Annotated in this window: 17 protein-coding genes; 13 read left to right on the forward strand and 4 right to left on the reverse strand. The window is 73.2% G+C overall.

All coding sequences use genetic code 11. The features are described from left to right. Positions 1 to 17 precede the first annotated feature (17 nt). The 5 genes from purM (at position 18) to ABTZ99_RS31425 (ending at position 3,509) form a co-directional block, all read left to right on the forward strand. The gene (purM, locus tag ABTZ99_RS31405) at positions 18 to 1,079 is read left to right on the forward strand and encodes a phosphoribosylformylglycinamidine cyclo-ligase (protein ID WP_498771888.1); all 1,062 of its coding nucleotides are present in this window, start codon (positions 18 to 20) and stop codon (positions 1,077 to 1,079) included. Positions 1,080 to 1,141: 62 nt separating this feature from the next. Then, positions 1,142 to 1,633, forward strand: coding sequence for a SigE family RNA polymerase sigma factor (locus ABTZ99_RS31410; protein WP_498771890.1), 492 nt, complete (start codon positions 1,142 to 1,144; stop codon positions 1,631 to 1,633). Further along, positions 1,630 to 2,403, forward strand: a complete 774-nt coding sequence (locus ABTZ99_RS31415; protein WP_498771892.1) for a hypothetical protein — start codon at positions 1,630 to 1,632, stop codon at positions 2,401 to 2,403. The genes ABTZ99_RS31410 and ABTZ99_RS31415 overlap by 4 nt, the downstream gene beginning before the upstream one ends. A 9-nt stretch (positions 2,404 to 2,412) precedes the next feature. Continuing rightward, a complete protein-coding gene (gene arfB / locus ABTZ99_RS31420; RefSeq protein WP_498771894.1) occupies positions 2,413 to 2,841 on the forward strand; it encodes an alternative ribosome rescue aminoacyl-tRNA hydrolase ArfB in 429 nt (142 codons plus the stop codon). Between the two features lie 11 nt (positions 2,842 to 2,852). Next, entirely contained in the window at positions 2,853 to 3,509 is a 657-nt protein-coding gene (locus ABTZ99_RS31425; RefSeq protein ID WP_498771896.1) for a class I SAM-dependent DNA methyltransferase, read from the forward strand. Here the strand turns inward: ABTZ99_RS31425 and ABTZ99_RS31430 are convergent. Together ABTZ99_RS31430 and ABTZ99_RS31435 are read right to left on the reverse strand one after the other, a co-directional pair. Next, complete coding sequence (locus tag ABTZ99_RS31430) at positions 3,491 to 4,153, reverse strand: response regulator (protein ID WP_498771898.1); 663 nt, start codon at positions 4,151 to 4,153, stop codon at positions 3,491 to 3,493. The two genes, ABTZ99_RS31425 and ABTZ99_RS31430, sit on opposite strands and share 19 nt — an antisense overlap. Continuing rightward, entirely contained in the window at positions 4,150 to 5,712 is a 1,563-nt protein-coding gene (locus ABTZ99_RS31435; protein WP_499616421.1) for a sensor histidine kinase, read from the reverse strand. Before ABTZ99_RS31435 ends, ABTZ99_RS31430 begins: the two co-directional genes overlap by 4 nt. Positions 5,713 to 5,816: 104 nt before the next feature. On the opposite strand from ABTZ99_RS31435, the gene ABTZ99_RS31440 reads away from it, so the two are divergent. From ABTZ99_RS31440 to ABTZ99_RS31450, 3 genes are read left to right on the forward strand one after another with little or no spacing between them, the layout of a single operon-like run. Further along, positions 5,817 to 6,809, forward strand: a complete 993-nt coding sequence (locus ABTZ99_RS31440) for a Bug family tripartite tricarboxylate transporter substrate binding protein (RefSeq protein WP_499616424.1) — start codon at positions 5,817 to 5,819, stop codon at positions 6,807 to 6,809. Then, positions 6,806 to 7,345: a tripartite tricarboxylate transporter TctB family protein gene (locus tag ABTZ99_RS31445; protein ID WP_498771902.1), complete on the forward strand. Its 540-nt coding sequence runs from the start codon at positions 6,806 to 6,808 to the stop codon at positions 7,343 to 7,345. The genes ABTZ99_RS31440 and ABTZ99_RS31445 overlap by 4 nt, the downstream gene beginning before the upstream one ends. Position 7,346: 1 nt before the next feature. Continuing rightward, on the forward strand, positions 7,347 to 8,879 hold the full coding sequence (locus tag ABTZ99_RS31450; protein WP_498771904.1) for a tripartite tricarboxylate transporter permease: 1,533 nt from the start codon (positions 7,347 to 7,349) through the stop codon (positions 8,877 to 8,879). On the opposite strand, the gene ABTZ99_RS31455 is transcribed toward ABTZ99_RS31450, so the two are convergent. Continuing rightward, a complete protein-coding gene (locus tag ABTZ99_RS31455) occupies positions 8,876 to 9,430 on the reverse strand; it encodes a TetR/AcrR family transcriptional regulator (protein WP_499616427.1) in 555 nt (184 codons plus the stop codon). The genes ABTZ99_RS31450 and ABTZ99_RS31455 overlap by 4 nt on opposite strands. Positions 9,431 to 9,515: 85 nt before the next feature. Here ABTZ99_RS31455 and ABTZ99_RS31460 point away from each other — a divergent pair, with 85 nt between their 5' ends. Together ABTZ99_RS31460 and ABTZ99_RS31465 are read left to right on the forward strand one after the other, a co-directional pair. Beyond that, positions 9,516 to 10,256: an SDR family NAD(P)-dependent oxidoreductase gene (locus ABTZ99_RS31460; protein WP_498771908.1), complete on the forward strand. Its 741-nt coding sequence runs from the start codon at positions 9,516 to 9,518 to the stop codon at positions 10,254 to 10,256. 2 nt (positions 10,257 to 10,258) lie between these two features. Beyond that, complete coding sequence (locus ABTZ99_RS31465; RefSeq protein WP_498771910.1) at positions 10,259 to 10,567, forward strand: DMT family transporter; 309 nt, start codon at positions 10,259 to 10,261, stop codon at positions 10,565 to 10,567. Here the strand turns inward: ABTZ99_RS31465 and ABTZ99_RS31470 are convergent. After that, on the reverse strand, positions 10,554 to 11,549 hold the full coding sequence (locus ABTZ99_RS31470; protein WP_498771912.1) for a LacI family DNA-binding transcriptional regulator: 996 nt from the start codon (positions 11,547 to 11,549) through the stop codon (positions 10,554 to 10,556). The two genes, ABTZ99_RS31465 and ABTZ99_RS31470, sit on opposite strands and share 14 nt — an antisense overlap. A gap of 119 nt (positions 11,550 to 11,668) precedes the next feature. On the opposite strand from ABTZ99_RS31470, the gene ABTZ99_RS31475 reads away from it, so the two are divergent. The 3 genes from ABTZ99_RS31475 to ABTZ99_RS31485 are packed head-to-tail and all read left to right on the forward strand — an operon-like array spanning position 11,669 to position 14,704. Further along, entirely contained in the window at positions 11,669 to 12,832 is a 1,164-nt protein-coding gene (locus tag ABTZ99_RS31475; RefSeq protein ID WP_499616452.1) for a Gfo/Idh/MocA family protein, read from the forward strand. Beyond that, positions 12,829 to 13,689, forward strand: a complete 861-nt coding sequence (locus tag ABTZ99_RS31480) for a TIM barrel protein (RefSeq protein WP_499616430.1) — start codon at positions 12,829 to 12,831, stop codon at positions 13,687 to 13,689. Before ABTZ99_RS31475 ends, ABTZ99_RS31480 begins: the two co-directional genes overlap by 4 nt. 22 nt (positions 13,690 to 13,711) lie before the next feature. Continuing rightward, complete coding sequence (locus ABTZ99_RS31485; protein ID WP_498771916.1) at positions 13,712 to 14,704, forward strand: sugar ABC transporter substrate-binding protein; 993 nt, start codon at positions 13,712 to 13,714, stop codon at positions 14,702 to 14,704. The last annotated feature ends 18 nt before the right edge of the window (positions 14,705 to 14,722 follow it).

The raw sequence follows: 14,722 nt of genomic DNA on the forward strand, positions 1-14,722 counted from the left end.
ATGTGGAGCACAGAGACGTGACGGACAGCGCCAAGGCGACCTACGCCGCAGCTGGAGTAAGCATCGAAGCCGGCGACGAGGCGGTGGAGAAGCTCAAGCCGTGGGCGGCCAAGGCGCAGCGTCCCGAGGTGCTCGGCGGGATCGGCGGCTTCGCGGGGTTGTTCCAGCTCAAGCTCGACCGCTGGAAGGAACCGGTGCTCGCGGCCTCGACCGACGGCGTCGGCACCAAGATCGCGGTCGCGCAGGCGTTGGACAAGCACGACACGGTCGGCATCGACCTGGTCGCGATGGTCGTGGACGACCTCGTGGTGTGCGGCGCGGAGCCGCTGTTCATGCAGGACTACATCGCGATCGGCCGGGTCGACCCGGACAAGGTCGCGGCGCTGGTCAAGGGCATCTCCGAGGGCTGCGTGCTGGCGGGGTGCGCGCTGCTGGGCGGCGAGACCGCCGAGCACCCCGGCCTGATGGGCGCGAACGACTACGACATCTCCGGCACGGGCGTCGGCGTGGTCGAGGCGTCCGGCATGCTCGGCCCGGACCGGGTGCGCGCGGGTGACGTGGTGATCGCCATGGGCTCGTCCGGCCTGCACTCGAACGGGTACTCCTTGGCGCGGCACGTGCTGCTGGACATCGCCCGGATGCCGCTGGAGGGCCACGTCGAGGAGTTCGGCCGCACCCTCGGCGAGGAGATGCTCGAGCCGACCCGCATCTACGCCAAGGACTGCCTCGCGCTGGCCGCCGAGGCAGAGGTGCGCACGTTCGCCCACGTCACGGGTGGTGGCCTGGCCGCGAACCTGGCCCGCGTGCTGCCCGAGGGCCTGCGCGCCGAGCTCAACCGCCGCACCTGGACGCCCGCGCCCGTGTTCGCCCTGATCGCCCAGCGCGGTCGGGTGGAGCGCGAGGAGATGGAGAAGACGTTCAACATGGGTGTCGGCATGGTGGCCGTGGTCGCGCCCGAGGACGTGGACCGCTCCCTGGCCGTGCTCACGGCCCGCCACGTGCCCGCGTGGGTGCTGGGCGACGTGGTCCGCTCGGACGAGCCGGGCGCCGCCCTGGTGGGCGACCACCCGCGTTTCTAGGCGCCGGCAGCAACCTCCGGCGGTCGCCGATCCGTATCAAGCGGCGACCGAGGAGGGGCCGAGTGGATCGCGATCGTGAGTTCGACGAGTACGTCGACGCCCGGGCACTGGTGATGCGGCGGACCGCGTACCTGCTGTGCGGGGACTGGCACCGCGCCGAGGACCTGGTGCAGACGGCGCTGACCAAGCTGTACGTCGCCTGGCCCAGGGTGCGGCGGGACGCGTCGCCGGACGCCTACGCGCGGAAGGTGCTGGTCCGCGCGGCCATCGACGACTCGCGCCGGGCGTTCCGGCGGCGGGAGACGGTGGTCGACGCGGTGCCGGACACACCGGTCGCGGGCGCCCCGTCCGACATCGACGTGCGGCGCGCGCTGGCGTCGTTGCCGGTCGGGCAGCGGACGGTGGTGGTGCTCCGCTACTGGGAGGACCTGAGCGTCACGGAGACCGCGCGCCTCCTCGGGCGAACCGAAGGCACCGTGAAGAGCCAGGCGGCCAAGGGCTTGGCCGCGTTGCGCGACCTTCTCGGGCACGACGTCCTGGAGGAGCAGCGATGACAGACATCAAGCAGACCCTGGCCACGGCGTTCGCCGACGAGCCGCCGCTGGCCGTCGACAAGTCCGCCATCCGCCGCGCGGGCCGGCGCAAGGTCGTGACCCGGCACGCGTCCGTCGGCTCGGCGGTGGCGGTCGCGGTGGCCGTGGCGATCGTGCCGTTCGGCCTGGACGCCGGTGGTGGCGGCGGTCCGGACGTGGGGCAGGCGGGCACCGCCGAGTCGCAGGCGTCAGTACCGCGATCCGCGCCTGGTCCGTACACCAAGCCACTGGATCCGGGCCTGTCGGACGAGCGGGCGGCGGAGCTGACCGGGATCCTGCGCGACTCGGGCGCGATCCCGGCGATGCAGACGCACAGCCCCGCCGGGGCGGAGTTCGGCCCCTGGGAGTTCGAGGCGTGGGGAGCCTTCTACAAGGCCCACGCGGAGGTGTTCGACGCCCGCGGCAGTGCCATCGTGACGGTGGAACTGGTCGCGCGCCCGTACGAGGGCTGTGAGGCGGTCACCTTCCAGTCGGCCGCCCGGACGTGCGAGGTGCGGACGACGCCCGACGGTCGTGAGTACAAGGTCGAGCGCGGACCGGACGTCCCGGGCGATCTGATCAGGGTCACCGCGAAGCTCCCGGACGGTCGGAAGCTCGAGGTGTCGGCCCAGGGCATCGAGGACCGAAGCGGAGGCCCTTACAACACGACGCCGGCGGTGGGCGGTGGGCCGAACCCGATGACGGTGGACGAGCTCGTAAACCTGGCGACCGTGCCGGGGCTGGTCTTCTAACCTGTACCGGTGGCCGAGGACCTGACCGTGACGCGGACGCTGGTGATACCGGCGGCCGAGTTGAGCGAGCGGTTCTCCCGGTCCTCGGGCCCCGGTGGCCAGGGCGTGAACACGGCGGACAGCCGGGTCGAGCTGAGCTTCGACCTGGCTGCCTCGCCGTCGGTGCCGGAGTGGTTGCGCGCGAGGATGCTCGGCCGCCTGGAGAAGCGCCTGGTGGACGGCGTGCTCACGGTGACCGCGAGCGAGCACCGGGCGCAGTTGCAGAACCGCCAGGCGGCCCGCGAGCGGCTGGCGCGCCTCCTGCGCGACGCCGCCGCCGCGCCCCCGCCGGTGCGCCGCGCGACCAAGCCGACCAAGGGCTCGAAGGAACGCCGCATCGCGGAGAAGAAGCGCCGCGCCCAGACGAAGCAGGGCCGCCGCGGCGGTGGCTGGGACTAAGGTCCCAGGGCGTGACCGAGCCCGATTTCCTCACCATGGCGCGCACCGCCTACGACACCGTCGCCCACAGCTACGCCGACCTCGCGCGCGACCTGCTCGCGGAGATCCCCGCGGACCGGGCGGTGCTCGGGATGTTCGCCGAGCTGGTGAGCGGGCGGGTGGCGGACGTCGGGTGCGGTCCCGGCCGGATCTCCGGGCACCTCAAGCGGCTCGGCGTGGACGTGTTCGGCGTCGACCTGTCGCCGGAGATGGTCGAGGTCGCCCGCCGCGAGCACCCGGACGTGCCGTTCGAGGTGGGTTCGATGCTCGACCTCGACCTGCCGGACGGCTCGCTGGGCGGCGCGCTGGCCTGGTACTCGCTGATCCACGTGCCGTGGGAGGAGCACCCGGCCGTCCTCGCGGAGTTCCACCGCGTGCTCGCGCCCGGCGGCCTGCTGGTGCTGGCGTTCCAGGTCGGCGACGAGGTCCGGCGGTACGAGCAGGGCTACGGGCACGACATCCTGCTCGACGTGTACCGGATCAACCCCGACCGGGTGCTCGGCCAGCTCGCCGAGGCGGGGTTCGAGCCGCACACCCGGCTGGAGCGGGAGCCGGCGGACCCGAAGTGGGAGAAGACCCGGCAGGCTTACCTGATCGTGCGCAAGAGCGGTCAGCCCAGCCAGACGTAGAGGCGTTCGGGCCGCCCGGTGCCGCCGTACTTCAGCCGCACCTCGGCCTTGCCGGTGCTCACGAAGTGCTCCAGGTACCGCCGCGCGGACACCCTGGCCAGCTCGGTGGCGTCGGCGCACTCGCTGGCCGTCACCGGGCGTTCCCGCAGCACGCGCTCCACCAGCGCGGCGGTCTGCGCGGTCAGCCCCTTCGGCAGCACGGGCGCGCTGCTCGGCCGTGCGCCGAACACCTGGTCCACGTCCGCCTGCCCGGCCGAGCCGAGCTGGTCGAGCCGCCGGTCGAGCGCGGCGAAGTGGGCGAGCTGGTCGCGCAGCGCCGCGTACTCGAACGGCTTGATCAGGTAGTGCAGCACGCCGCCGCGCATGGCGCTGCGCACCGTCTCCACGTCGGTCGCGGCCGTGATCACGATGACGTCCACGTCCTCGGCCACCCCGCGCAGCTCCCGCAGCACGGCCAACCCGTCGACGTCGGGCAGGTACACGTCCAGCAGCACGAGGTCCGGCCGCAGCTCCCGCACCAGCCGCACGGCGTCCGCGCCGTTGTGGGCCACGCCGACGACCTCGAAGCCGGGCGTGCGCGCCACGTATCCACTGTGGACCTTCGCGACCATGAAGTCGTCGTCCACCACCAGAACCCTGATCACACCGGCACCTCCACGGGCAGCCGGGCGGTGAACACCGCGCCGTCCTCGTTGTGCACCCGGACGGACCCGCCGCGCCGCAGGCAGGTCTGCCGGGTCAACGCCAACCCGAGCCCGCGCCCGCCCTGCTCGGCGGCCTTGGTGGTGAAGCCGTGCCGGAAGACCTCCTCGGCCAGCCCCGCCGCCACGCCGGGCCCGGAATCCCGCACCACCACGACGACCTCGGCGGCCGTCGACCGCACCGACACCTCGATCCACCCGCGCTCCGACAGCGCGTCCAGCGCGTTGTCCACCAGGTTCCCGATCACCGTCACGAGGTCCGTGGACAACGCCTCGTCCACCTCCCCGAGCGAGCTGTCCGGCGCCATCCGCAGCCCGATGCCGCGTTCGGCGGCGAGGCTGGACTTGGCGATCAGCAGCGCCGCCACGGCCGGGTCGGCGACCTTCGAGCCGACCTCCGCCCGCCACGCGCCCTGGGCGGTGGTGAGGCGGCTGATGAACCCGCGCACCTCGTCGTACTCGCCGAGCTCGACCAGGCCCGCGATGGTGTGCAGGCGGTTGCGGAACTCGTGCGCCTGCGCGCGCAGGGTGTCGGTGGCGTGCCGGTTCGCGTCCAGCTCGTCGCGCAACGCGGTCAGCTCGGTCCGGTCCCGCAGGGTGACCACGGCGCCGTGCACGTCCAGCGGCATGTAGTTCAGCGTGAGCACCCGGCCGCCGGTGAGCGCGAGCTGGTCCACGCCCCTGGCCCGCCCGGTGAGCACGTCGCGCAGCCGTTCGTCCAGGTCGAGCTCGGTCACCGACCGGCCGACCGCGTCCGCCGGCAGCGCCAGCAGGTCGCGCGCGTGGTCGTTGACCAGCGTGATCCGGTGCTGCGGGTCGAGCGCGACGACGCCCTCCTTGATGCCGTGCAGCAGTGCCTCCCGGTACTCGACCAGCGCGGTGATCTCGTGCGGCTCCAGGCCGAGGGTCTGGTTCTTCACCCGCCGCGCGAGCAGCAGCGACCCCGTGACGCCGATGACCAGCGCCACCCCGAGCAGCCGCAGCGCGTTGTCGGGCGAGTCCAGCACACCCTCCCAGAACCCCGGCGCCTGCCGCCCGGCCGCGACCAGCCCGATCACCGCGCCGTCGTCGCCGATCACCGGCACGTGCGCCACGGTCGCGCCGCCCAGCTCGCCCACCCACGACCGGCCGCGCGCCGCCGTGCTGTCGCCGACGTCGAGCGGCTCGCCGACCTGGCTCGGGTCCGGCGAGGTCAGGACCTCGCGGTCGGGGCCGGTGATGATCACGTAGCTGGCGCCGGACAGGCTGCGGGCGCTCTCCGCGAACGGCGCCAGCGCGTAGTGCCGCAGCGGGTCGGCCAGCGACGCCCGCACCCCCGCCGTCGCGGCCACGTCCTCGGCCACGGACAGCATCCGGCGTCCCTCGGTCGTGCGGAAGTTGTTCCCCGCTTGGACGACGGACAGCACTCCCACCGCGCACAGCAGCGCCACGACCACTACCAGTTGCCACACGAGCAGCTGACGTGCCAGCGATCCGCGTCCGCGGCGGACTTCCTCGGCCAATCAGCACCTCCCGGATGACCACAAAGAACAAAAGAACCCTTAGGCGCGCAAGCGGGACATCCCTGTTTACACGAGTGCAACATGTCCAACCACGCGGAAGAGAGGTGGGGATCACAGTGCGGATCAGGAACTGGGTCGCGGTCGCCGGCGCGTTGGCGGTCGTCGTCCTCGTGCCGCCGCTGCTGACGTCCGGCGCGGACACCACGGCGTCGTTGCGCAGCCTGCGCGTGCTGGTGCCGAACGCGCCGGGCGGCGGTTACGACATCACGGCGCGCACCGCCGCGAAGGCGATGGAGGACGCGGAGCTGATCCGCAACACCGAGGTGTTCAACCTGCCCGGCGCGGGCGGCACGGTCGGGCTCGGCCGCACGGTCAGCGAGCGCGGCAACGGCAAGCTCGTGATGTCCATGGGCCTGGGCGTGGTCGGCAGCGTCTACACGAACAAGGCGCCGTCGTCGCTGCTGGACACCACGCCGATCGCGAAGCTCATCGAGGAGCCGGACATCGTCGTGGTCGGCGCGGACTCGCCGTACCGGACGCTGGACGAGCTGGTCGCGGCGTGGCGGGCGAACCCGGGCGAGGTCACCGTCGGCGGCGGCTCGTCGCCCGGCGGGCCGGACCACCTGGCGCCGATGCTGATCGCCAAGGCCGTCGGCCTCGACCCGCGGCGGGTCAACTACATCCCGTACGACGGCGGCGGCGAGCTGCTGGCCTCGGTGCTGGGCGGGAAGGTCGCGTTCGGCGTGTCCGGCGTCGGCGAGTACCGCGACCAGATCGAGGCCAGGCAGATCCGGGTGCTGGCGGTGACCAGCGGGTCGCGGCTGCCGGGCGTGGACGCGCCGACGCTGCGCGAGTCCGGTGTGGACGTCGAGTTCAACAACTGGCGCGGCGTGGTCGCGCCGCCGGGGATCTCCGACGCCGACCGGGCCCGGCTGGTGGACCTGTTCACCGACCTGCACGGCACGCCGCAGTGGCGGGAGGCGTTGGCGCGCAACGGCTGGACGGACGCGTTCGCGCCGGGTGACGAGTTCGGCGCGTTCCTGCGCGAGGAGAACGACCGGGTGGCGACCGTGCTCAAGGACCTGGGGTTGGCATGAGTGGAGGGTTGGGCGTGCACAAGGCGGTGAACAAGCCCTTGAGCCGGGCGTGGCTGCGGGAGCGGTCGGAGCTGGGCGTGTCCGCGGTGCTGGTCGGGTTGGGCGTGCTGGTCCTGGTCGACGCGATCCGGATCCACACCGACTTCGCGCAGCGCGGACCGGTGGGGCCGAAGGCGGTGCCCGTGGTGGTCGGCGTGGGGCTGATCGTGGTCGCCGCGCTGCTCGCGCGGGACGTGCTGCGCGGTGGGCGCGGCGAGGCGGAGGGCGGCGAGGACGTCGACCTCTCCGCGCCGGCCGACTGGCGGACCGTGCTGCTGCTGTGCGGGGCGTTCCTGGCCAACGCGGCGTTGATCGGGGTGGTCGGCTTCCCGATCTCCGGGGCGGTGCTGTTCTGGGGCGCGGCCTACGCGCTGGGCAGCCGCGCCTTCGTGCGCGACCCGCTGCTCGCCGCCGGGCTGTCGGTGGCGACGTTCGTGCTGTTCAACAACCTCCTGGGCGTGCCGCTGCCCGGCGGGCCGCTGATTGGGATGTTCTGACGTGGACTCGTTCACCAACCTCCTCGAGGGCTTCGCGACCGCGCTGACGCCGACGCACCTGGCGCTGGCGGCGCTGGGCGTGCTGCTGGGCACGGCGATCGGCGTGCTGCCGGGCATCGGTCCGGCGATGGCGGTGGCGTTGCTGCTGCCCGTCACCTACGGCCTGGAGCCGACCGGCGCGTTCATCATGTTCGCCGGCATCTACTACGGCGGCATGTTCGGCGGTTCGACCACGTCCATCCTGCTGAACACGCCGGGTGAGAGCGCCGCGGTGGTCGCGGCGATCGACGGCAACCCGATGGCGCGCAGGGGACGCGGTTCGCAAGCGCTTGCGGCGGCCGCGATCGGGCACTTCGTCGGCGGTCTCATCGGCACGGTCCTGCTGGTCCTGCTCGCGCCGACGGTGGCGAAGTTCGCCGTCGACATCGGCGCGCCGGACTTCTTCGCGATCATGGTGCTGGCGTTCATCGCGGTCACGTCCGTGCTCGGCGCGTCCCGCGTGCGCGGGTTCGCGTCCCTGCTCATCGGGCTCACCATCGGCCTGGTGGGGCTGGACGAGATGACGGGCCAGCAGCGGCTGACGTTCGGCTCGCTGCACCTGGCCGACGGCATCGACGTGGTGGTGGTCGCGGTGGCCCTGTTCGCGGTCGGCGAGTCGTTGTGGGTGGCGGCCCACCTGCGGCGCAAGCCCGCCCGGCCGGTGCCGGTCGGCCGCGCGTTCCTGGGCCGGGAGGACTGGCGGCGGTCGTGGAAGCCGTGGCTGCGCGGTCCGGTGATCGGGTTCCCGTTCGGCGCGATCCCGGCCGGCGGCGCGGAGATCCCGACGTTCCTGTCGTACGTGGCGGAGAAGCGGCTGTCCAAGCACCGCGACGAGTTCGGCAAGGGCGCGATCGAGGGCGTCGCCGGTCCGGAGGCGACGGCCAGCGCGTCGGCCGCGGGCACGTTGGTGTCGATGCTGACGCTGGGCCTGCCGACCACGGCGGTGGCGGCGGTGATGCTGGCGGCGTTCCAGCAGTACGGCATCCAGCCGGGGCCGCTGCTGTTCGAGCGGGAGTCCGCGCTGGTCTGGGGCCTGATCGCGTCGCTGTTCATCGGCCTGTGCCTGCTGCTGGTGCTGAACCTGCCGCTGGCGCCGGTGTGGGCGAAGCTGCTGAACATCCCCCGGCCGTACCTGTACGCGGGGATCCTGTTCTTCGCGGGCGTCGGCGCGTACGCGGTGAACGCCGACGTGTTCGACCTGCTGGTGATGTTCGTGATCGGCGTGCTGGGTTTCGTGATGCGGCGCTACGGCCTGCCCGTGCTGCCGGCGATCATCGGCGTGATCCTCGGCCCGGCCGCCGAGCAGCAGATGCGCCGTGCGCTGCAGCTGTCGGACGGTTCCCTGACGGGCCTGGTCAACACCCCGTTCGCCCTGGTCGTCTACGGGATCGTGGTGGTCCTGCTGCTCTGGCCCCTGATCCGCCGCCTGCTGCGCAAGCCGACCCCGCCGACCGAGGCCTCCCCGGAGCCGGAACGGCCGAAGGTGGACGCCTAGCCGGTGAGCAGGCCGTCCAGCAGGGTGTCGAGGCCGCGCTTGATCCTGGCGGCCTCGACACCCCGGTGGGCGACCAGGTTCGCGGCCAGGGGGGCGAGGAGGGCGTCGGCGGTGAACGCGGCGTCCACGTCCGGGCGGGCTCGGGCGATCAGCACGGCCAGGTGGCGGTGGTGGGCGTCGTAGGCGCCGCCGAAGCGGGCGAACGGGCCGGTGGTCTCGGCCATCAGCAGCAGGTCCAGCTGGGCGAGCGTGCGGTCGACCAGCGCGTGCAGGAAGGCCCGGACGCGCTCGGCGGGCGGTGCGCCGGGGCCGACCGGCGGCGGGCCGGTGAGGAACGCGGCCTGGAACTCCCGCTCCGAGGCGTCGATCAGCGCGTGGGCCAGTCCGGAACGGTCGCCGAAGCGGCGGTAGAGCGTGCCGACGCCCACGCCGGACGCGGCGGCGACCTCGGCCATGGCCAGGCCCTCGATGCCCCGTTCGGCCACGATGTCGGCGGCGGCGGCCAGGATCTTCGCCCGGTTCTTGGCGGCGTCGGCCCGCTCCCGCGTCACGTCGGCAGCTTAACGACCTCGACAACCGGAACTGATTCCGCTTAAGCTGAAGCGGAATCAGTTCCGGTTAGTGGGGGTTCAGGTCATGCGGCAACTCGAAGGCAGGTCCGCGCTCGTCACCGGGGGCAGTCGCGGTATCGGGGCGGCGATCGCCAAGCGGCTGGCGCGCGAGGGCGCGAACGTGGCGATCACCTACGCGCGCTCCGGCGACCGCGCCCGCGAGGTGGTCGAGGAGATGACGGCCCTGGGCGTGCGGGCGCTCGCGGTGCGGGCCGAGGCGACCGACGTCGACGCCCTGCGTGACGCCGTCGCCCGTGCGGCGACCGCGTTCGGCGGGCTGGACGTCCTGGTGAACAACGCGGGCATCGCCGAGCACGGCCCGTTCGAGGACGTCACGGTGGACGCCGTCGACCGGATCCTGGCGATCCACGCGCGGGCGGCGTTCGTGCTGGCCCAGGCCGCCGTGCCGCACATGACGGCGGGCGGTCGGATCGTCGCCATCGGCAGCACCCTGGCCGAACGGGTGCCGTACCCGGGCTGGGCGCTGTACGCGATGAGCAAGTCGGCGCTGGTCGGGCTGACCAAGGGCCTGGCCCGCGACCTCGGCCCGCGCGGCATCACGGTCAACCTCGTCCACCCCGGCTCGACCGACACGGAGATGAACCCGGCCGACGGCCCGGACGCCGACGAGGAGCGCCGCTACACCGCGCTGGGCCGGTACTGCGACCCGGAGGACGTGGCCGCGACCGTCGCGCACCTCGTCGGCGACGGCGGGCGCAACATCACCGGTGCGGCGTTCGTCGTGGACGCGGGCGCGGTGGCGTAGCGGTGGCCTGGTTGCTGCTGCTCGGCGCGGCGTTGCTGGAGGTCGTGTGGGCCACGGCGGTGGGCCGGTCGGACGGTTTCACCCGTCCGTGGCCCACCGCGGTCGGGATCGCGGCGGCGGTGACGAGCTTCGTGATGCTCGCGATCGCCATGCGCGACCTGCCCGTCGGCACCGCCTACGCGGTGTGGGTCGGGCTCGGCGCCGTCGGCGTGGTCCTGGTGGGCGTCGCCGCCGGCGAGAGCGCGTCGCCGCTGCGGCTGGCGTGCCTGGCGTTGATCGTCGTCGGCGTGGTGGGCCTCAAGCTGGCCTGACCGGCGGTGCGGTCGTCGAGCGGACGACCAGCGACGGGTGCAGCAGGTGGCGCACGGGCTCGACCCGTTCGCCCCGCACCCGTTGCAGCAGCGCCTCGGCGGCGAGCCGGCCGAACTCGTTGCGCGGCTGGTCGACCGTGGTCAGCGAGACGTGCCGCAGGGCGGCCAGCGAGGTGTTGTCGTACCCGACCACCGAGACGTCGCGCGGCACGCGGAACCCGGCCTCCTCCAACGCCGAGATCGCGCCGACCGCGTTGAAGTCGTTGCACGAGACGATCGCGGTGGGCAGGTCGTCCGTCAACCCCCGCACGGCACGCGCGCCGCCCACGTCGGTGTACTCGCTGCCCACCACCCGGGGCGCCAGCCCGTGCGCCGCCATCGCGGCAAGGTAGCCACGCCTGCGGGGGGCGGCCTGCGAGCCCTCGCCGCCGTCGAGGTGCGCGATCCGCTTGTGCCCCAACGACACCAGGTGGTCCACGGCCAGCGCGATGCCGCGCTCGCCGTCGTCGTTCACGGTGTCCACAGTGGCCAGTCGGGACGACCGCGCCACCAGCACCACCGGCGTCTGCTCCGCCGCCCGGCCGATGTCCGCCGTCGGCACCACGGGCGACAGCAGGGCCAGCCCCGCCGGCCGGAACGACAGCAGGCTCCGCAACGCCCGCCGCTCCCGCGCCGGGCTGCGCCCGCCGGTGTTGAGGATCAGGTCGAAGCCGTGCTCGGCCGCCACCGCGTCCAACCCGTCCACGACCTCCGCGAAGAACGCGTTGTGCAGGTCGGACACCATCACGCCGAGCACGTGCGACGTGCGGCTGGCCAGCGAGCGCGCCATCGCGTGCGGCGAGTACCCCAGCTCCTCGGCCGCCTTGAGCACCGCCGCCCGCCGCCGGTCGCTCACTTTCGGTGACCCCCGCATCACCAGCGACACCAGGGCGCGGGACACCCCGGCGCGGGCCGCGACGTCGTCCATCGTGGGTCTGGCCAACGGTGTCTCCCTCCCGGACGCGGCGGCGGACGTCACGAGCGGGCAACGCGCCCTTGACACCCGTGTGACGGACGCTACAGCCTTAGAGCGCTCCAACAAATAGAGCGCTCTAACCGGAGATCGCCTCTACCAGGACGGAGACCAGCGGGATGCGCATCGGAGTTGCCGGAGCGGGTCGGATCGGCACCATGCACGCCACCAACCTGGCCACCCTCGACGAGGTCGACGAAGTGCTCCTGTTCGACCCGGCGCCCGGCCGCGCGGCGCAGGCGTCGGCCCTCCTGCCCGGCAGCCGGAGCGTGGACGACCTCGACGCCCTGCTCACCGACAGTGACGGCGTCCTGCTGGCCACGCCCACCACCACGCACCCCTCGCTGCTGCGCGCGACCATCGCGGCGGGCGTGCCGACGCTGTGCGAGAAGCCGATCGCGAGCCACCTGGACGAGATGCGCGCGTTGGTGGACGACGTGGAGGCCTCCGGGGTGGAGGTGCTGGTCGGCTTCCAGCGCCGGTTCGACCCGGCGGTGTCCGAACTGCACCGGCGCGTCCGCGAGGGCGACGTCGGCGACGTCTACCTGGTCCGCGCGCTCGGCAACGACGCCCGGCCGCCCGACTTCTCCTACCTGCCGCAGTCCGGCGGCATCTTCCGCGACCTGCTGATCCACGACCTGGACGCGGTGCCGTGGCTGGTCGGCGAGCCGGTGGTGGAGGTGTACGCGTCGGGGTCCGTCCTGGTGGACCCGGCGTTCGCGGAAGCCGACGACGTGGACAACGCCGTGGTGCTGCTGAAGTTCGCGGGCGGCGCGCACGCCGTGCTGGCCGGCGGGCGGCACGACCCGCTCGGCTACGACCACCGCATCGAGGTGCTGGGCAGCCGCGACTCGCTGGCCGTCGGCCTCGACCCGCGCACGCCGCTGACGTCGCTGGAGCCCGACGGCCCGAAGGCGGCGGGCGACGCCTACCCCGGCTTCGCCGAGCGCTTCCACCGCGCCTACCTGGCCGAGGTGGCCGCGTTCACGCGGGTCGTGGCGGGCGCGGCGGCGAACCCGTCGCCGGTGCGGGAGAGCCTGGTCAGCCTCCTGCTCGCCGAGGCGTGCGAGCGGTCGCGGCGGTCGGGCGCCCCGGTCCGCGTGGACGCGGGGGCGCGCTGGTCATCCGGCGCCGATCCCTCGTCGGCCGGCGCTTCACCGATCGGCGTGGGACCGGTGCCGGACGGCCGACTTCCGGGCGCCTCCGTCGCCACGCCCGAGGCGGGGCACTCGAACACCGGGGTGGTCGCGTGAAGATCGCCGGTGCGCCCATCTCGTGGGGCGTCTGCGAGGTGCCCGGCTGGGGCAAGGTCCTCGAACCCGCGTCCGTGCTGGGTGGGATGGCGTCCCTGGGACTGCGGGCCACCGAACTCGGTCCGCCCGACTACCTGCCCGCCGACCCCGCGTCGTTGAAGTCCCTGCTGGACGAGCACGGGCTCACGCTGGTCGGCGGTTTCCTGGCCGTGCCGCTGCACACCGGCGAGCAGTCCACAGTGGACGAAGCAGGCCGGGTCGCCGCGCTGCTCGCCGCCGGCGGCGCGGAAGTCCTCGTGCTGGCCGCCGCCACCGGCCTCGACGGCTACGACGAACGCCCCGCGCTCACCGACGACGAGTGGCGCACCCTGGTCGACACCGCCGCGCTCATCCGCGACCGCGCCGCCGACCACGGCCTGCGCACCGTCCTGCACCCGCACGTCGGCACCCACGTCGAACGCGCCGCCGAGGTCGAGCGCTTCCTCGCCGACTCCGACCTGGACCTCTGCCTGGACACCGGCCACCTCCTCATCGGCGGCACGGACCCGGTCGACCTCGCCCGCCGCCACCCCCGGCGGATCGGGCACGTGCACCTCAAGGACGTGCGGGCCGACATCGCGGCCACCGTCCGCGAGGGGAACCTCGGCTACATGGCCGCCGTCCAGCAGCGGATGTACGTGCCGCTGGGCGACGGCGACGTGGACGTGGCCGCCCTGGTGGCGCTCCTCCGGGACGCCGGCTACACCGGCTGGTACGTCCTGGAGCAGGACACCGCGCTCGGCGACGACAGCCCGCTCGACACCCCGGTGCGGGACACCGCGCGCAGCCTCGCGCACCTCACCCGGATCACCGCCTGATTTCCACCAGCGAGGAGAGACGATGACGTCCACTCGAAAGGGCCTGCGTGCGGGCCTCGCCCTGACCGGGCTCGCGCTGCTCGCCGCGTGCAGCGGCCCCGGCGCGGACAACACCGCCGCGACCACCGACACCGCGGCCGCCCCAGCGCCGACCGGTGACCTGCGCGTCGCCGTCGTCACCCACGGCACGGCAGGCGACGCGTTCTGGAACGTGGTGAAGAACGGCGCCACCGCCGCGGGCGAGCAGCTCGGCGTCACCGTCGACTACCACTCCGACGGCGACCCCGGCCGACAGTCCACCCTGATCGACAACGCGGTGTCGCAGAAGGTCGGCGGCATCGTGGTCTCGATGGCCAACCCGGACGCGTTGCAGACCTCGATCCAGAACGCGGTCAAGGCGGGCATCCCGGTCATCACCATCAACTCCGGCTCGGACAAGAGCACGTCGTTCGGCGCGCTCGCGCACGTCGGCCAGGAGGAGAGCGTCGCCGGCGAGCAGGCCGGGCAGAAGCTGAAGGAAGCCGGCAAGGCGAAGCTGCTGTGCGTCATCCACGAGGCGGGCAACGTCGGCCTCAACCAGCGCTGCGACGGCGCGCGCGCCGGGTTCGGCGGCACCGTCACCAACCTCCAGGTCGACATCAACAACCCCACCGACGTCGAGTCCCGGATCAAGGGCGCGCTGCAGACCGACCCGTCGGTCGACGCCGTGCTCGCGCTGAACCCGCAGGTCGCCGTCTCGTCGGTGAGCGCGGTCAAGGGCGCCTCCTCGAAGGCGGCGGTGGCCACGTTCGACCTCAACGCCGACGTCACCGCCGCGATCAAGGCGGGCGACGTGCTGTTCGCCGTCGACCAGCAGCAGTACGAGCAGGGCTACCTGCCGATCGTGATGCTCAAGCTCTACCGCGACAACGCCAACACCGTCGGCGGCGGCAAGCCCGTCCTCACCGGACCCGGCTTCGTCGACCGGTCCAACGTGGACAAGGTGGCCGAGTACGCCGAGCGCGGCACCCGCTGAGGAGGACGCCGGTGACAT

The organism is Actinosynnema sp. NPDC002837 (assembly GCF_040295345.1).
GTDB lineage: Bacteria > Actinomycetota > Actinomycetes > Mycobacteriales > Pseudonocardiaceae > Actinosynnema.

Bases quoted from the DNA above. Each gene is read 5' to 3' on its own strand.
- ABTZ99_RS31415 (WP_498771892.1), top strand. From the start codon at position 1,630: ATGACAGACATCAAGCAGACCCTGGCCACGGCGTTCGCCGACGAGCCG.
- ABTZ99_RS31445 (WP_498771902.1), top strand. From the start codon at position 6,806: ATGAGTGGAGGGTTGGGCGTGCACAAGGCGGTGAACAAGCCCTTGAGC.
- ABTZ99_RS31460 (WP_498771908.1), top strand. From the start codon at position 9,516: ATGCGGCAACTCGAAGGCAGGTCCGCGCTCGTCACCGGGGGCAGTCGC.
- ABTZ99_RS31485 (WP_498771916.1), top strand. From the start codon at position 13,712: ATGACGTCCACTCGAAAGGGCCTGCGTGCGGGCCTCGCCCTGACCGGG.